This is a genomic window from Anaerococcus sp. Marseille-Q7828 (assembly GCF_949769285.1).
In the GTDB taxonomy this organism is placed as follows: Bacteria; Bacillota; Clostridia; order Tissierellales; family Peptoniphilaceae; genus Anaerococcus.
Window position 1 is genome coordinate 1,769,705 of the sequence record NZ_OX458331.1, and the last position, 17,463, is coordinate 1,787,167.

A 17,463-nucleotide genomic window follows, 5' to 3' on the forward strand; every position below is an offset into this window, starting at 1 on the left:
TTATCTCAAATGTCAACAGTTTATCAAAAACAAGAATTTACATTTCTTAGAAATAAGCTTCAAAAAAGCGACAATTTAGACCAAATCGTCGCTCTCATCAACTAATTCTTTGTGAAATATATTATTTGTCATAGCCCTTGCTGCATTGTATCCAAAATTTTTCTCTCTTTGGTTCATACAAGCAACCTCTACAATCATGGCAAGGTTCCTACCTGCTCTAACAGGAACAACTAGGTGTGGAATTTTGACATCTAACATTTTTATATAATTTTCGTCAAGACCCAACCTATCATACTCATAGTCTTCTTTCCACTGTTCTAGTTCTATGACTAGTTCAATTTGGGTAACTTTTTTTACAGAACCTGTACCATACAAGCGCCTCACATTTACAATGCCAAGTCCACGAATTTCCATATAATGGCGGATATTATCAGGTGCTGAACCCATAAGCTTATTATCTGTCGCTACTATATCAACCATATCATCAGCAACAAGCCTGTGGCCCCTATTTATCAAATCAAGGGCTGTTTCTGACTTACCAACTGACGATTTGCCCATTATAAGTACTCCAATACCAAATACTTCCAGAAGCTCCCCATGGACATTGCTTCTTGGAGATAATTGGTACTCTAGCTCATCTGACAAATCAGAAATCAATTTGGTAGTTTTAGCTGGAGATCTTAAGACTGTCTTGTCATAATAATCAGCCAAATCCAAGATGTCTGGATGAATGTCTGCATTATAGGAAAAAATGCAAGCAGGTATTTTATAAGATAAAATCCCCCTAAATCTCTCATATTGGAGCTTGCTATCAAGACTGGTTAGGTAGGTATATTCTACAGAACCAATTATTTGAAGCCTCTTATATGGAAACTCTACAAGATATCCTGTTAATTGCAGACCAGGTCTATTTACATCAGCACTTGATAGGGATATATCATAGTAATCAGAAGACTGGTGGACAATTTCAAGGCCCAAGCTTTCTACAATGCTGTGAAGTTTGACACTTCGCTCTTCGTTGGCATTTATAAGTTCTTTTACTATGACTTTGCTATCATCGAACTCTTCTGCCACTTTGTCAAAACTACTGTTGGTGTATTCATTTAAATTATTATCTGTCAAAACATCTCCTATTACTAACCTTTTAGCCTAAAATATTTGTAAATTTCCAAGGCTTGAGTCTTTCCAACTAAAGGAACTTCCATAAGTTCTTCTACACTAGCTTTTTTGATATTGGATATGGATTTGAAGTGCTTATATAAATTTGCTCGAGTCTTTTCTCCAACACCTTTTATATTATCAAGCTCGCTTTTTTTCATAGTGTTTTGCATAAGTTTCCTATGGTAGTTTATAGCAAAACGGTGAGCTTCTTCTTGGATTTCATAAATCAACTTATAAACAGGATCACACCTATTTATATAAATCTCCTTACCCTCATAGATTATAGCACGAGTTGTATGCTTGTCGTCTTTTACAAGACCTGCAATGTTAATACTAAGTCCATACTTTTCTAATATTTCCTTTGCAGCAGAAACTTGACCCTTGCCCCCATCCATCAAAATCAGATCTGGCATCTTTCCAAATCCTGTGTTGGTGTTGTCATTTTCAATTTCTTTTAGGCCGTTTTTGAGGCGTCTATCAATTACTTCCCTAAGTGAACCATAGTCATCTGGGCCTTCTATAGTTTTTATCTTAAACTTCCTGTATTCTTTCGGATTGGCTATGCCATCTTCAAAAACAACCATAGATCCTACAGATTGGACTCCAGAAGTATTTGATATATCATAAGCTTCTATCCTATAGATATCATCTATAGCAAGGATTTCTTTAAGCTGCTTTAGGCCAGCAGATTTCTTTCTTTCCTTTTTTTCTATGCGCTTTTCATATTTGATACGCATATCGTTAGCATTATTCAAAGCCATATTTAGCAAATCTTTTTTCTTACCAAGTTTTGGCTTGTGTATATATACTTTTCTTCCCTTTTTTTGATTCAAAAATTCATTGATAGTTGGCAAATCATTTGGTTCTACTTCTATAAGGATTTCTTTTGGTACATACATTATATCAAGGTAAAATTGTTTCAAAAATGATGAATAAATTTCATCATCATTTTCCTTGTAATCATTTTTGATTATAAAGTGTTGCCTATCGACAATTTTTCCCTTTCTCATCAAGAACACTTGCATTACTATGGCTGCAGTACCCTTGCTCATAGCAATTATATCCATATCTTCGGCTGACTGGTCTGTTACATTTTGCCTTTCAGATATTACAGATAAGGCTCTGTAATAGTCCCTGTACATACTTGCCATTTCAAAATTTAGCTTTGAACTTTCTTCATTCATCCTAGCTAAAACCCAATCAGCAATCTTAGATGATTTATTTTCCAAAAATGACCTAACATCAGTAATTGCATCCATGTATCTAGTTTCATCTTCATTTTTGATACAGGGAGCATTACACTTTTTGATAAAGTAATTTAAGCATGGTCTTGGCAAGGTCTGACCCTTATCAAAGTCTAGGTTGCATGTCCTAAATGGGTAATACAAGTGAAATAAGTCTATGGCATCATTTACTGCATAGGCGTCTGGATATGGTCCGAAATATAGGGCCTTGTCATTGTATATCTGCCTTACCTTTTGTATCCTCGGGAATTTCTCATTGGTAATTTTGATATATGGATATTGCTTATCATCCCTAAGGACAATGTTGTATTTTGGCCTATTTTTCTTTATTAAGTTTGACTCTAAAACAAGAGCCTCCACTTCATTTTCCACTATGATATATTCAAAATGGTCAATATGGGAGACCATGGCAAGGACCTTGGCCCCCTTGTTTTTATTATTATCAAAGTATTGGCGAACTCTTTTTTTAAGCGATATGGCTTTACCTACATAGATGATTTCATCATCCTTATCCCTCATTATATAGACGCCAGGTAGGTCTGGAAGTTCTTTTAACTTGTCCTTAACTTGTTTGTTTGTCAAATTTCTTTGCAACTTTCTTTCAAGTATTCTAGGTCAGATCCTTCTAGGTGTGGGCTTAAAACTTCTTGGCATTTCTTGTTGTAGTCATTGATCCAATCAATTTCTTCATTTGTTAACATTTCTGTTTTGATTGGTCTGGTATCTATAGGTACATAGGTTAGGTTTTCAAATTCTAAGAATTTGCCAAATTCATTTTCGAATGCTTTTTTAACTACTGCTTGGTTTTCGATTCTGATACCGTGGCTGTTTGCAATATATAGGCCTGGTTCAACAGAAGTGAACATATTTTCTTTAAACTCAATGTCAGAGCCTTGGGCAATTCTTTGTGGTCCCTCATGTACAGTTAGTAGGTATCCTACACCGTGTCCAGTTCCGTGGAAGAAGTCCTTGCCAGCCTTCCAAAGAGGATATTTTGCAATAGCATCAAGCCTTTGACCAGTGGTTTTATTTTTAAATTTAGTTAAAAATACTGCTATATGAGATTTTAATACCAAGGTATAGTCAATTTTTTCATCTTCTTTTAAGTTACCTAAGGCTATAGTTCTTGTAATATCAGTAGTTCCCTCAAGATAATGAGCACCTGAGTCTATTAATATTAGTCCTTCTTTTGTGATTGTCTTTGACCCAATATTTGATGGTTCATAGTGGACAATTGCAGCATTATCCTTAAATCCAACTATAGCTTCAAAAGAATCCTCGATGAAAGTTTCATTTTCACTTCTTAATTCATGAAGTTTCTTGCTAGCCACATATTCATTTAATGTGCCAGTGCTTGCTCCAACTTCTAACCAGTTAAAGAATTTAACCAAAGTAACTCCATCGATAATGTAAGCTTCTTTTGTATTTTTTATCTCTGTTTCGTTTTTAATGGCCTTCATATTTTCAGTAATATTTGTGCCAGTAGAAATCTTTACATTAGAATTAATAGCATCGTATATAGCTACATTACATCTTTCCGGATCTAGGAAAATTCTATTTTTACCTGGAATATTTTTTAGTAATGTGAAAATATAATCGTATGAATGGATTTTTATATTATTTTCATCAAGATAAGCCTTAACTTCATCATCAAGCTTGTTTTCATCTATGCATAGGTAAACCCTGTCTTTGCTAATCAAACAATATGATAAAACAACAGGATTGTAGTCTATATCATTGCCCCTGATGTTTAATAGCCAGCAAATATCCTCAACGGCACCAATAAAGTAGTAGTCATAGCCATTTGCATCCATGACATCACGAATTCTAGATATCTTTGACTCTGCACTTTCACCAGCGTACTTTTCATCTAGTAACCAAACTTTATCTTCTGGCAAAGCAGGCCTATCATTCCATAGTTTTGATATGTAGTCCACATCAGAAACCAAGGTCCTAGAGCCCATTGATTCGCTTAGCTTTTTGTATTCTTTGACAGAAAACACATTTCCATTAAAGGCTATTTTGCCAAATTCACTAACTACTTCGTCCAAATATTCTTCAATAGTTGGATAGTTGTCATCAGCAATTTTCATAAGTTCAAATTCACTATTGGCTAATTCTTTGTCAGCTTGCAAGAAATATCTAGAGTCTGTCCAAAGTTTTGCCTCATCGGTTGTAACTACTGCAGTTCCAGCAGATCCGGTAAATCCGGATATAAATTCCCTATCCTTGTATGAATCGCCCAAATATTCTGATTGGTGAGGGTCAGAAGTTGGTATAATGTAAGCTTCTATTTTTCTATCATTCATCAATTTTCTTAAAGATTCTATGCGTTGGTTGATATCCATAAATACTCCTTTAAACTCCTTATCTTAAAGTTTATATATCTCTCATATAAACTTGTTTATAGGATAACTATACTTAATATGACCACCATTTCCTAGCTTACAAGTGATTGATTTTTGCCACAAATCAATTATAATATTAACATCGTGTAAATAAGAAAATTGAGGTGATTTAGTATATGAAACTTGGAATCGTAGGTTTGCCAAACGTTGGAAAATCAACTTTATTTAATGCTATTACCAAGGCGGGAGCTTTGGTTGCAAACTATCCTTTTGCAACTATAGATCCAAATGTTGGCCTTGTAAATGTCCCAGACCCAAGACTTGAAGTTTTGTCCGATATGAGCAATTCAAAAAAAATCGTGCCAGCTGTCATAGAATTTTATGATATAGCAGGACTTGTAAGAGGTGCTAGCAAGGGAGAAGGACTTGGCAATCAATTCTTGTCAAATATCAGAGAAACAGATGCTATTGTAGAAGTATTAAGATGTTTTGATGATCCAAATGTGACCCACGTTGATGGATCTGTTGACCCAATCCGTGATATAGAAACCATAAATCTAGAGCTTATCTATGCTGACTTTGAAATGGTAGATAAGGTCCTAGAAAAACGTAGAAAAGTAGCCAGAAATGACAAAGAAGTTGCTAGAGAAGTTGAAGTCTTAGAAAAAGTTCATAGGGTCCTAGAAGAAGGAAAGTCAGCTAGAACATTGAGCTTAACTGATGATGAGAAAAAACTTCTCAAGGCCTACCAACTTTTGTCAAATAAGCCAATAATATATGTTTGCAATGTCAACGAAGAAGACGCTGCAGATGACGGCAAGTCCAACCCTTATGTAGAGAAGGTTCGCGACCTTGCCAAGGGAGAAAATGCAGAAGTAACCATAGTATCTGCCAAAATCGAGTATGAAATTTCTGAGCTAGAATCAGAAGAAGAAAAAAAAGACTTCCTAGAAATGATTGGTCTTGAAGAATCTGGTCTTGATAAGGTAATACGTGATTCTTATAGAACTCTAAACCTTATATCATTTTTGACAACAGGTGAAATGGAAACTAGGGCTTGGACTATAAAAAATGGTACAAAGGCAGTTGATGCAGCAGGTAAAATCCACTCGGATATTTCTAGAGGTTTTATTAAAGCAGAAATCGTATCATATGATGAATTAGTAGACTCTGGTTCCCTGCTAAACGCCAAGGAAAAAGGTCTATTGAGGATGGAAGGCAAGGATTACATCATGAAAGACGGCGATGTAGTAAACTTCCGATTTAATGTTTAGGATATGAAATGAAGAAACAAGGAAAACTAATAGTTCATACCGGTTCAATGTTCTCAGGCAAAACCACTTCACTATGGCGCGAGCTTTATAGGATGAAGATTGCAAATTACAAAATAGCTGCCTTTAAACCAGCAGTTGATGACAGGGATGATGAAAGAAAGATAGTTAGTCATGATAATCTAGAACTAGATGCAATAAAAGTCGAAGACTTAAATGATATTTTAGACTATGCAACCAACCATGAACTTGATGCAATTGGCATAGATGAAGTTCAATTTTTTCCAAATGATCCAACAGAAGTCATAGATATTTTTAATAAGCTAATGGAGAAAAATATAACCATAGTTGTATCAGGACTTGATATGGACTTTAAGACTAGGCCATTTGAAATCATAAAAGAAATCATGCCTATAGCAGATGAGCTAACCAAACACCACGCCATCTGTGCATCATGCGGTGAAGATGCCTGGGCTTCTTATAGGAAATCTGCTGATGAATCTAGGATTCAAATAGGATCTAAAGATAAGTATGAACCTCTTTGCAGAGAATGTTACAACCAAAAAATGAGCGAAAGAGAAAAAACCAAAAACCAAATTTCACTAGAAGAATTGGACAATTAAGTTCATTCTTCTTTTTTTGTGTATAATAAGTCTATCTTATATTATTATATAAGTATGAGGTAAATATCCTTTTAAAAAGACAAAGAAAAAAAGCCTTAAAGTTTTTAACTTTAGGGCTTTTACATATTCAAAAGTTTTATATTGTCATTGACAAAATCATCATCAAAGATATTTAAATAAGTTTCCATATACTCGTCTATACCAGCATCTTTTGTAGTAGCCATAAGTTCCATCTCTATGCCAAAATAGTCTACTTCAGCATCAAGAATTTTGAAGCCATTTCTGATATAAAAGGCCTTTCTCCTATTTCTCAAACTATAGTCATCTGCATCCTTAAACTTAGTTGACTCGATTTCAATCATCAAATCATCATATTTTTCCTTTAGTAACTTTAAGGACTTACTTCCATAGCCCATACCTCTTAATCTAGGGTCAATGGCAAAGTACGAAAGCAAGTGAATATTTTCATTTAGGTAAATTACTGCAAAACCAATATTTTTATCATTATGATTGATAAGGTCTATTTCTATCAAACCCTTATTATATAGGTCATAGAGATCAGAAGTATCAATGCGTTCATCTCCTGGGAAAGCAGAAAAATATAAATTTTCAAAAAATTCTTTATTCTTCTGACTGGGTGTATTTATTAAGTCCATAGACCACACCTATTAAAATTTATAAGATTTTATAAAGTCTTTATCTTCTTCAGTCAATGAATATTTGCTCTGGTCGGTGATTACCTCAGGACCATCTTCGTGAATTATTAGTTGGTGTTCAAATTGGCAAACATTTGATCCATCACGAGTCTTGGCAACCCATCCATTGTCTTCTAGTTCCATTGGCCAATTGCCGCTAGCTATCATAGGTTCTATAGTAAAGACCATGCCAGTTTGTATACGTGGACCCCTATGAGCTTTGCCATAATGAGGCACTTGTGGGTCTTCGTGCATTTCTTTGCCTATACCGTGGCCTATAAAATCACGTATAACTGAAAAATCATTTTCTACTTCGCAGTATTCTTGGATAGCATGGCCAATATCACCAATCCTATTGCCAACAACTGCTGCCTTTACCCCACGATTTAGGGCTTCTAGTGTCACATCCATTAGCTTTTGATCCCTGTCAGCCAATTCACCAACTTTGTAAGACCAGCAAGAATCAGCTAGTCCCCCATCAAGGTCAATTACGTTGTCAATTGAAACTATATCCCCCTCTTTGAGAACATAATCGCTTGGAAAACCGTGACATATCTCATCATTTACTGATATGCAAAGTGTATATGGAAAACCACTATAACCAAGTTGAGCTGGTACTGCTTTTTTGTGATCAACTATAAATTTGTGGGCAAAGTCATCTAAGGACTTTGTAGTCATTCCTGGCCTTATAACTTCTCTAAGTGCTAGATGAGTTTGGCATAATATTTCTGCTGCCTTTCTCATCTTTTCAAAATCTTTTTCTGTATATAATCTTATCATTCTAACCTCTCAATAAAATAAAGCGACCGAGGCCGCTTAATCTTACATTTTCTTTGTTGCAATATAAGTGTATTTCTCGGATTCAATCTTTGGATTTATATCCCAGCCACTTGTCATTGCTAAAGATTTACCAAGTTCATCAATATAATACATTATTATACCTGCATCTATTAAATTTACATCTCCTTGGTAGTCTTCTATATATAGATTTATCTCATCATCTACTATTACAAATCTCCACTCTTGCTTGTTTTGAGCTGATGGAGCAAATTTGGCATAGTCAAATATATCATTTAGGCCTCTTTGTTCTAAGTCTTCATCTGTAGCTGGTGTGTCAAAATCACCTAAGAAAACTAAATCTTCTGTAGCAATTCTGTCATCGTATTTGTGAGTACGAACTTCATCGCTAAGTGGATAACCGATAGCTAGTAATATGTTAATCTTTCCTTCTGAATAATTGAAGGCTGATTGTTTTACTGTATCTTCTACTCCATCAAGTGTTATCCAGCAATTTCCTAGGCCAATTTCATTTAGTTTAGTAATTATTTCTTCAAGTCCATAAGCACCCTTAACAAGTGTTGATGGATCATTGTTTTTTGCATCAAGAGCTATATAAGCAGGTGCTTTGATCATTACTCCGCTATAACCTGCCACTCCATTAAGAGCATTGTAAACTGAATCACCATCAGTATTTAGTAAGAAGCTTAGACTTTCTTTGCCTAGTTTTTCTGCTTCTTCATCTACTATGGCATATACTTTCTTTAATGTTCCTTCATCTAATTTTGTATCTTTATAATCTCTAGTTGAAGTTCTAGATTTTAGAAAATTTGTTGTTAGCATTTTATCCCCCATATATGTATTTAATATTATTTTACCATATTTCTATAAATTTTTATATGGTATGATAATTCTATGAAACTAACAGACAAACAAATACTAGCAAAAAATCATAAAATTGGCCCTTGTATGGTCCTAGCAGTACCTGGAGCAGGAAAGACAACCATGCTATTAGAGCGAATTGATGAGCTTTCAAAGGAAATTAATCCTGAAAAAATCCTATCTCTAACTTTTTCGAGGACTCAGGCTATGGATATGAAAAAAAGATTTGAAAGAAAAGAAGCCATAGACTACAAAACGAATTTTATGACAATCCATGCTTTTTGCTACCTAGTGATTAGAAATTATTACAAAAGGCAAAATCGCAAGCTTAAAATCTTGGAAAGTGATGATTCCTACAACAAGTACAATCTCATACAAAAAATATATTTTGACATAAATAATCGCACTATGAGCAATGAAGACCTAAAAAACTTTTTTTCCTACGTGGGTTACATGAGAAATTCCCTATCTGACATATCCTATCTTAAAAAATCTGATATCAAAAATATAGAAAAGATTTATAGGATATATGAAAACTTCAAAAAAGAAAATTTTTATATTGACTTTGACGATATGCAGACTTTAGCTTACAAGCTCCTATCCGAAGATTCACACTTATTAAAATCTGTTAAGAACAAATACAAGTACATACAACTAGACGAGGGGCAAGATACTTCTCTATTGCAATTTAAAATCCTTGAAAAAATAGTCTACCCAGAAAATAATCTCATGGTAGTAGCTGATGATGACCAGTCCATTTACGGTTTTAGGGCTGCCAATCCAGAGTACCTATTAAACTTTACAAATGTTTTTAAAGATGCAAAGATTATTACAATGAATGAAAATCACAGGTCCTCTACTCAAATTGTCAATGTGAGCGATAGCTTTATAAAGCAAAATAAAAATAGGTACGAAAAAGAAATATTTACCAATAATCCTCCAAGAAACAAGGTAAATCTAGTCTGCAGAAAAGATTCATATGATGCCTACAAATACATAATAAATCACATAGAAGATGGTAAAACAAATGCGATTTTATATAGGAACAACATCTCCTCCCTAAATCTAGTGAGTTTTCTCATGGAAGATAAGATCAAATTTGCTATAAATAGTGGATCCTATGATTTCTTTGACTCTATAGTCATCAAAGATATGGAAAAAATAATTTATTTCTCAGAAAATCCAGACGATGTAGAAGTTTTTTCTGATATTTATTACAAGATAAAAACTTACCTAAGTAAAGAAGAGGTCGCACAACTCGAATATAAACCAATTAACTCCAGCATATTTGACTATCTCTATGAAACTATAGATGATGAGAAAGCCTACAATCTCATGGATAAGGAAAAACAGATAAAGCACATAAAAAAGTTTACTATAGATCGCAAGATCTCCTATATTTATTCCTATATGGGTTACAAAGACTACATCAAAATGTTCTCATCAAAATACAATGAAGTAATTTTCAACAAGGACTTATACCTTGAAAGTATTATTAATTTTACTAAGGGGCTAAAAACTATAGATGAATTTTACGAAAGAATTGAGACCTACAAGAATTATGTCAACAGAAATAAAAATTCTAATCTAATCCTTTCAACCATCCACAAGTCCAAGGGGCTGGAGTACGACAATGTTTTTGTCGTAGACCTAGTCAAAAATGAGTTTCCAATGATAGTTGACCAAGATGATAAGGAAAACGAACTAGAAGAAGAACGTAGAGTTTTTTATGTAGCTATGACCAGGGCTAGGGAAAATCTCCACCTAATAAGCCTCAAAAAACGCTTTGGAATCAAGGTCGAGCCGTCTCCTTTCTACCTAGATATTAAAAATCAATAATTAGGGTAAATATATAAGGACTCGATGTAAGATACAAAGGAGATATTAATGAAAAAAATAGCAGTGCTAATTGAAAATAATTTTGAAGAAAGTGAATTACTTTATCCTTACCATAGATTTAGAGAAGATTTTGAAGTGGACCTAGTAGGTACAGAAAAAGATACGGAATATGTCGGCAAATCTGGTGGATTAAAAGTAAAATCTGACCTAGCTAGTAAAGATGTAAAAGCAAGCGACTACGACGGTGTATATATTCCAGGTGGATATTCTCCAGATGCTATGAGAAAATGTGAAGCTACAGTTAAATTTGTAAAAGAAATGCATGAAGCTGGTAAAGTTGTTGGAGCTGTATGCCACGGTCCATGGGTCCTAGTAGAAGCAGACATCCTAGAAGGTGTAAAGGCAACATCAGTAAAAACTATCAGCACTGATGTGAAAAATGCTGGTGCAAACTGGGTTGACGAAGAAACTGTAGTTGATCAAAAAATTATAACAGCAAGAACACCAAAAGACTTGCCAGTTCAAATCAAAACTTTTGTAGAAGAACTTTCAAAATAAAGCTAAGACCTGCTCAAACGCAGGTCTCTTTTTGTCTTAATTGAACCTAAAATAACTTAAAAAATAAGCTACATATACTCCTTTTTTAATTAAGATTTTAAACTAAACTATTAATAAAACAGTGTTATAATATAAGTATGAAGAGAAATTATTTTATAGACAAATTCCGTGGATTTACCATAATTTCTATGGTATTATTCCACCTTATGTATAACATCGACTACTACTGGCAAGTTTCTTGGTATGACGGGACACTTTTAAATAAGATTTGGCAGCTATCAATAGCCACATCTTTTTTTACTATTTCTGGCCTAACATCCAATTTTTTAAATGCCAGTAAAAATATCAAAAGGGGTATTATCACATCACTCATCGGCCTTGCCATAAGTCTTGTAACCTACCTATTTGCTCCCGAACAGTCAATAATTTGGGGAGTTTTAAATGGACTTGGAGCTGCCATGATAATAACAGGACTTTTGCAAAAATATCTTAAGATAAATGATAAGTTATTTTTTGTATTTTTCTTATTATTTATCATAACTTACAATGTACCGAGAGGGTCCTTGTATGGTATATTCAAAAATTTATATGACAAAAACTTATTTATCCTAGGTTTTCCTGGAGAATCTTTTGCTTCTAGTGATTATTTTCCTATAATCCCTTGGCTTTTTATATTTATAGGAGGATACTTACTAGGAAAATTTGTAAATATCAAAGACAAATCTTCAAAAACTAATGACTCATTCTTAGCAAAAATCGGCCGTCATTCTATGGAAATTTACCTAGCCCATCAGATAATTTTGTATCCCCTTGTCACACTTATCTATAATTTGACACAAAAATAAGGCTTAAGAAAATGCTTAAGCCCTATTTTACATTTATTGTATAATGTTCTGCTATTTCTGGGTTGATTTTTAAAATATCTTCTACAGCTTTTTTGCTTTGTTCATCAGCTTCGGTCAATAAACCTTTGTCTACCGCTTCTTTTTCTACCTTTGCTTCTTCTTCTTTTCTAAAATTAGAATAATCTTCAAGCTCTAAGGGATTAAAAATCGAATTCTTCTCATCGTAGAACATTACAGACTTCTCGTCAATATCGTGACTTAAAATCTTGGATTTTGGTAAAGTGACGCTAACTGTTTTATCTTCGTTATTAACATCCACCTTTGCCTTATCTAGGTCCACGCCAGCGTGAATGACGCCCGCGTAAGTATACAAAAATCTTTTTGTAGTAAATGGTAATTTGAAACCTTGAAATTCTTGGCTATTTTCAAAAGACGCTATATTTTTGTAGTGGTATTTGAGAGTGGTTAGCTCCTTAGCTTCTTTGAGCGAAGATTCAACTGTTTCGGAACTAATAAGGGTTTCTTCCTTGGGAACAAAGTTATTTTTGACATAGATGCTGCCGCCTATCAAAATAATGGTAATTATCAAACTAGATATCAGACCTTGTTTGAGTCCTCTTTTTTCTTTTTTATTCATTTATCATCATTCCTTTTTTCATATTTCAAATATAATATACTATATTTTTCAAGAAATCAAATTTTATTTTATTAATTCTTAAATTTTGCCTTTGCATAATTAATTGGAATACCTCTTTCCCTCCACTTTCTTTCGTATTCTGTCACGATAGAATCTTCTTCGGCAAGATCATGGTTATAATCCAATATTTCCATATCAAAATCTTCAAAATATTTTAGTGAATCGTCAAAAAAAGGTCTATCATCAGTTTTTTGTTCAACTATGCCACAAGGAACCATAATTTTTTTATATATCTCCAAAAACCTAGGATGGCTTAGTCTTCTCTTGTGGTGCCTAGTCTTTGGCCAAGGTGTCGAAAAGTTAATGTAAATACGGTCAATTTCACCCTCATCAAAAGCTTCTTCCAAGTCTTCTGCATAGTCGACTAAGCCTATCACATTTGTTAGACCTTCTTCTTCAATTTTCCTGCTGGCAATTACAAAGGCATTTGTATTCATCTCAAGGGCAATAAAATTGATATCTGGATATCTTTTTGCCATTTCTATGATAAAATCTCCTTTCCCAGCTCCAATTTCTAGATAGATAGGGTTATCGTTGGCAAAAACACTTGCCCATTTTCCCCTCATATCTTTGGGATAAAAATATATCTTGTCATTTTCCTTCATCTCAGGAATTGCATTTGGTTTAAATCTCAATCTCATAAAATTCTCCTTAAAAAAACTGGCAATTTTACTCGCCAGTAGTCTTACTTATCTTACTATTTTTCTTTGATTTATCAATGATTATTCCTATTGCAAATCCTATAGCTGCTGGTATTATCCATGCAAATCCTAGGTCAAAGCCAGGAAGAAAATTTTCTGGAAACTTTAGGATATTTACAACCAAATCGGATTTTGCAAATGGGCTTGCCTTTAGCAAGTCAAAAATTGCCGCAAAGGCTGTAAATCCTATTGTCCATTTGTAAATCGTCTCATTTTTGCCTATTTTTACTGATAGCATTGATAAAATTATCAAAACTATGGATAGTGGGTACAAAAATAGCAAGACAGGTAGTGATAAGCTTATTATCGTTTCAAGTCCAAGGTTTGCAATAGCAAATGAGATAATTGCAAATATATAGCAGTACTTTTCATAAGATATCTCAAAGCTAAGCATTTCGCTAAACATTTCTGAACAAGCTGATATTAACCCTATTGATGTCTTAAGGCAAGCAACGATAACAATCGAGGAAAGTAGGATATGGCCTATATCTCCTAGATAGTACTTGCTTATCTCAGCAAGGATTATAGCTCCGTTTGCTGCAGGCTCCATTATATTTGTTGAACTAGCGCCGAGCAAAGCCAATGATACATAAACAAGGCCCATGGCTAATAGGCATACAAGTCCTGCCTTTAGTGTTTGCTTGGCTATATTTTGTGGATCTTTTAGTCCAAAAGACTTGATAGCTCCTATAATTATAACAGCAAAAGCAAGAGATGCTGGAGCATCTAAGGTATTGTAACCATCAATTACTCCCTTTAAAAATGGAGAACTTAGATAATTGTTAGTAGGCTCAATTGCCCCAACTGGCCCCATAGGTTTAAATATCCCTAGTAACACTATTACACCTAACAATACGAGAAAAATAGGTGTCAAATATTTTCCTATAGTATCGATAAGTTTTCCCTTATTTAGAGCAAAGCCTAAGGCTAGGGCAAAAAATATCAATGAAAAGATAAATAACCCCAAGCTTTGGTTTATGGAAAATGATCCAAATGATACCTCATAGGAAACTGTGGATGTACGTGGAATAGCAAATCCTGGTCCAATGGTTAAGTATAGTAAAATTGTAAAAAAGTATGCGAATTTCTTACCTGCAGGCACTGCTATGTCAAAAAGTGACTGGCTATCAGACATGGCTGCAGCAACAACACCCAATATAGGAAGTCCTACCCCAGATAACAAAAATCCTAAAGTAACAGGGCCTATATTAGATCCGGCATCTTGGCCCATTTTAAGTGGGAATATCAAGTTTCCTGCTCCAAAAAATAGTCCAAATAAAAGCGATCCTATAAGTAGGATCTGTTTAAAGTTTAATGTCTTTTTCATAGTATCCTTCTTTCATAATGAATAATTATATCATAAAATGAATTAAAATACCATAAAAAGACTATAAATATTTTTCTATTAACCTAGCTAGCTTATCAAAAGTTTCTATTTCTAGTTCAGTGAAGCGATTTTTGCTTGGGCTATCTAAATCTAGGACTCCATAAACTTTACCATCTCTAAATAAGGGTATGACAAGCTCACTTTCTGATGCACTATCACAAGCTATGTGGTCGGCAAATTCGTGGACATCATCTACTTTTGTGATTTTCTTATCATTAAAGGCCTTGGCACATACTCCCTTATCTAGGCTTAACCTGGTGCAAGCAGGCAATCCTTGAAAGGGTCCTAAGACCAATTCCCCATCTTTTAGCAAATAAAATCCTGCCCAGTTGAGATCCCTAGTACAAGACATTATAAAGGCAGAAATATTGCTCATAAGTGCTAGTGGATCTTTTTCATCTTCAACTTGTATTTTGACAAAATTTAAAAGCTCGACCATGCGAGCTTTATCATCCATTTTATCCATACCTCTAAGAGTATAAGTCATCTCATCTCCTACAAGGCTTCGATGTATTTTTTTACATCAGGGCCTACATAAATTTCCCCATCATCTGTAAATAAAATAGGTCTTTTCACAAGCATGCCGTCTTTAGAAAGAAGTTCGTAAGCCTGGTCATTTGTAAGGTTTGGCAATTTATCTTTTATATTTTCTTCCCTGTAGATTTTGCCAGAAGTATTGAAAAATCTCTTGATTGGAAGTCCAGTCTTTTCGTGCCATTCTTTTAGCTCAGCTGCTGTTGGATTATCTTCCTTGATATCTCTATAGTCATAGGAAATATTTTTTTCTTCTAGCATTTTTTCAACACCCTTACAGGTTGTACATCTTTTATAACAAATTAATTTCATAGTATTACCTCCATCTTATAATATATGATACCCTATCTATTTTTATTCTATTGATTATAAATGCAAAACTTCCTCACATGTACTATAATAATATAAAAGGAGTGTATATGAAATTTATTTTTAATGATAGTAAAAACAATTTAGTAAAATTTGTCTTTGAGAATGAATCCAACAATCCATTTTTTGATGGATCAAAAGGTTCAGTTTTACCTATTGTTGGAGAAGAAACAATTCTCTTAGGTCTTGGTGATAAAGACAAATTTTGCAAAGAAAAATTCAAAGAAGCAGTTTATAAACTAGGAAGATTTTTGGCTGATAAGGATATCAATAAGATTTCTTTTGAAAAATCTGACCTAAACCTAGAGGAAAAATATTATGTCCTTGGACTTGTAGAAGCTTTGCAAGTTTCAACATATAATTTTGACCATTATAAGAGCCAAAAGTGCGAAAATAATCTTGAAAGCATAAATTTACCAGTTGGTTTAAAATCTTACGAAAATGATGTCAACGAACTTTTAGATACTTTATGTGGTCAATTCTTAGCTCGTGATCTCATTAACCTACGTTCAAATGACATCTATCCAGAAACACTAGCAAAATATGCCAATGATGAACTTAGTGACCTTGGTGTTGATGTAAAAATTTATGAAGAAGATCAAATCCGTGATATGGGTCTTACAGCTTATCTTGAAGTTGCCAAGGGATCAGCTAACAAACCTCGTTTCATAGTAATGGAATACTTACACGGCGATAATGAACCACTAGTATATGTAGGAAAGGGCCTTACCTACGACTCAGGTGGATACTCTATCAAAACTAGCGAGGGAATGAAAACTATGAACTCTGATATGGGTGGATCTGCTACTGTTATCGGTGCTATGAAGGCTATAGCGAAAAATAAACTAAAGGTAAATGTAGTTGCCCTAGTTGCAGCCTGTGAAAATAGCATTTCTGGAGGGGCTTACAAACCTGGTGATGTTATAAAGGCAAGAAATGGCATGACAATAGAAGTAGACAATACCGATGCAGAGGGTCGCATCACCCTTGCTGATGCAGTAAATTATGGCATAACAGAATACAAACCAGAACTTATTGTAGACCTTGCAACCCTCACTGGGGCAGTTCTAGTAGCCCTTGGAGAAACCTACACCGGTGCTGTTACCAACAACCAAGAAGCTTTTGAAAAAGTTATGGCTGCTGCAAAAGAATCTGACGAAAAAATCTGGCAATTGCCAAATGATGACTTCCTAAGAACTTACAACGATTCTGAAGTAGCAGATATCAAAAACTCTGGTGGAAGATATGGAGGATCAATTACAGCTGGTCAATTCGTAGGAGCCTTTGTAGAAGACTATCCATGGGTTCACCTAGACATAGCAGGAACAGCCTACCTATCAAAGTCTCAAGGACTAAACGAAAAAGGTGGTACTGGAGTCCATGTAAAAACTCTTTACAAGCTAGCAAAATCATATAGTAAATAAGCAAAGAAGCTACCAATTATTACGGTAGCTCTTTTTAATCTTATAAATATCATAAGATATACTAAAACTTATCAGTCATAAAAATGGGCAAAGAAAAAGTGGAGAGAG

At 34.2% G+C, this 17,463-nt stretch carries 17 protein-coding genes; 6 read left to right on the forward strand and 11 right to left on the reverse strand.

Annotated features, from left to right (window positions below; translation table 11 throughout):
* Positions 1 to 75: 75 nt before the first annotated feature.
* The 3 genes from hprK to QNH69_RS08500 all read right to left on the reverse strand — a co-directional run bounded on the left by hprK (position 76) and on the right by QNH69_RS08500 (position 4,753).
* Positions 76 to 1,029, reverse strand: coding sequence for an HPr(Ser) kinase/phosphatase (gene hprK / locus QNH69_RS08490; protein WP_282930199.1), 954 nt, complete (start codon positions 1,027 to 1,029; stop codon positions 76 to 78).
* A 107-nt stretch (positions 1,030 to 1,136) separates the two neighbouring features.
* Positions 1,137 to 2,987: an excinuclease ABC subunit UvrC gene (uvrC, locus tag QNH69_RS08495; RefSeq protein ID WP_282930048.1), complete on the reverse strand. Its 1,851-nt coding sequence runs from the start codon at positions 2,985 to 2,987 to the stop codon at positions 1,137 to 1,139.
* Entirely contained in the window at positions 2,984 to 4,753 is a 1,770-nt protein-coding gene (locus tag QNH69_RS08500) for an aminopeptidase P family protein (RefSeq protein WP_282930049.1), read from the reverse strand. The genes uvrC and QNH69_RS08500 overlap by 4 nt, the downstream gene beginning before the upstream one ends.
* A gap of 176 nt (positions 4,754 to 4,929) precedes the next feature.
* On the opposite strand from QNH69_RS08500, the gene ychF reads away from it, so the two are divergent.
* Positions 4,930 to 6,027: a redox-regulated ATPase YchF gene (gene ychF, locus QNH69_RS08505; RefSeq protein ID WP_282930050.1), complete on the forward strand. Its 1,098-nt coding sequence runs from the start codon at positions 4,930 to 4,932 to the stop codon at positions 6,025 to 6,027.
* A gap of 8 nt (positions 6,028 to 6,035) precedes the next feature.
* On the forward strand, positions 6,036 to 6,647 hold the full coding sequence (locus QNH69_RS08510) for a thymidine kinase (protein WP_044566014.1): 612 nt from the start codon (positions 6,036 to 6,038) through the stop codon (positions 6,645 to 6,647).
* A 119-nt stretch (positions 6,648 to 6,766) separates the two neighbouring features.
* Here the strand turns inward: QNH69_RS08510 and QNH69_RS08515 are convergent, their stop codons facing one another.
* From QNH69_RS08515 to QNH69_RS08525, 3 genes are read right to left on the reverse strand one after another with little or no spacing between them, the layout of a single operon-like run.
* Entirely contained in the window at positions 6,767 to 7,303 is a 537-nt protein-coding gene (locus QNH69_RS08515; protein WP_282930051.1) for a GNAT family N-acetyltransferase, read from the reverse strand.
* A gap of 12 nt (positions 7,304 to 7,315) precedes the next feature.
* Positions 7,316 to 8,122, reverse strand: a complete 807-nt coding sequence (gene map, locus QNH69_RS08520; protein ID WP_282930052.1) for a type I methionyl aminopeptidase — start codon at positions 8,120 to 8,122, stop codon at positions 7,316 to 7,318.
* A gap of 42 nt (positions 8,123 to 8,164) precedes the next feature.
* Positions 8,165 to 8,962, reverse strand: coding sequence for a nitroreductase family protein (locus QNH69_RS08525; RefSeq protein WP_282930053.1), 798 nt, complete (start codon positions 8,960 to 8,962; stop codon positions 8,165 to 8,167).
* Positions 8,963 to 9,034: 72 nt separating this feature from the next.
* On the opposite strand from QNH69_RS08525, the gene QNH69_RS08530 reads away from it, so the two are divergent.
* The 3 genes from QNH69_RS08530 (at position 9,035) to QNH69_RS08540 (ending at position 12,243) form a co-directional block, all read left to right on the forward strand.
* Positions 9,035 to 10,840, forward strand: coding sequence for an ATP-dependent helicase (locus tag QNH69_RS08530; protein WP_282930054.1), 1,806 nt, complete (start codon positions 9,035 to 9,037; stop codon positions 10,838 to 10,840).
* 48 nt (positions 10,841 to 10,888) lie between these two features.
* Positions 10,889 to 11,398 (forward strand): type 1 glutamine amidotransferase domain-containing protein, encoded by a 510-nt coding sequence (locus QNH69_RS08535; protein WP_282930055.1) that lies wholly within the window; start codon positions 10,889 to 10,891, stop codon positions 11,396 to 11,398.
* A 137-nt stretch (positions 11,399 to 11,535) separates the two neighbouring features.
* Positions 11,536 to 12,243 (forward strand): heparan-alpha-glucosaminide N-acetyltransferase domain-containing protein, encoded by a 708-nt coding sequence (locus tag QNH69_RS08540; RefSeq protein WP_282930056.1) that lies wholly within the window; start codon positions 11,536 to 11,538, stop codon positions 12,241 to 12,243.
* A gap of 22 nt (positions 12,244 to 12,265) precedes the next feature.
* Here the strand turns inward: QNH69_RS08540 and QNH69_RS08545 are convergent, their stop codons facing one another.
* The 5 genes from QNH69_RS08545 to QNH69_RS08565 all read right to left on the reverse strand — a co-directional run bounded on the left by QNH69_RS08545 (position 12,266) and on the right by QNH69_RS08565 (position 15,874).
* Complete coding sequence (locus QNH69_RS08545; protein WP_282930057.1) at positions 12,266 to 12,880, reverse strand: DUF4230 domain-containing protein; 615 nt, start codon at positions 12,878 to 12,880, stop codon at positions 12,266 to 12,268.
* 71 nt (positions 12,881 to 12,951) lie between these two features.
* On the reverse strand, positions 12,952 to 13,581 hold the full coding sequence (trmB, locus tag QNH69_RS08550; protein ID WP_282930058.1) for a tRNA (guanosine(46)-N7)-methyltransferase TrmB: 630 nt from the start codon (positions 13,579 to 13,581) through the stop codon (positions 12,952 to 12,954).
* A 28-nt stretch (positions 13,582 to 13,609) separates the two neighbouring features.
* Positions 13,610 to 14,968 carry a branched-chain amino acid transport system II carrier protein gene (brnQ, locus tag QNH69_RS08555; protein ID WP_282930059.1) on the reverse strand — a complete coding sequence of 453 codons (1,359 nt, stop codon included), beginning with the start codon at positions 14,966 to 14,968 and terminating at the stop codon, positions 13,610 to 13,612.
* A gap of 61 nt (positions 14,969 to 15,029) precedes the next feature.
* Positions 15,030 to 15,515: a GAF domain-containing protein gene (locus QNH69_RS08560; protein ID WP_282930060.1), complete on the reverse strand. Its 486-nt coding sequence runs from the start codon at positions 15,513 to 15,515 to the stop codon at positions 15,030 to 15,032.
* An 8-nt stretch (positions 15,516 to 15,523) separates the two neighbouring features.
* Complete coding sequence (locus QNH69_RS08565; RefSeq protein WP_282930061.1) at positions 15,524 to 15,874, reverse strand: Spx/MgsR family RNA polymerase-binding regulatory protein; 351 nt, start codon at positions 15,872 to 15,874, stop codon at positions 15,524 to 15,526.
* A gap of 107 nt (positions 15,875 to 15,981) precedes the next feature.
* Here QNH69_RS08565 and QNH69_RS08570 point away from each other — a divergent pair, with 107 nt between their 5' ends.
* On the forward strand, positions 15,982 to 17,355 hold the full coding sequence (locus QNH69_RS08570) for a leucyl aminopeptidase (protein ID WP_282930062.1): 1,374 nt from the start codon (positions 15,982 to 15,984) through the stop codon (positions 17,353 to 17,355).
* Positions 17,356 to 17,463 lie beyond the last annotated feature (108 nt).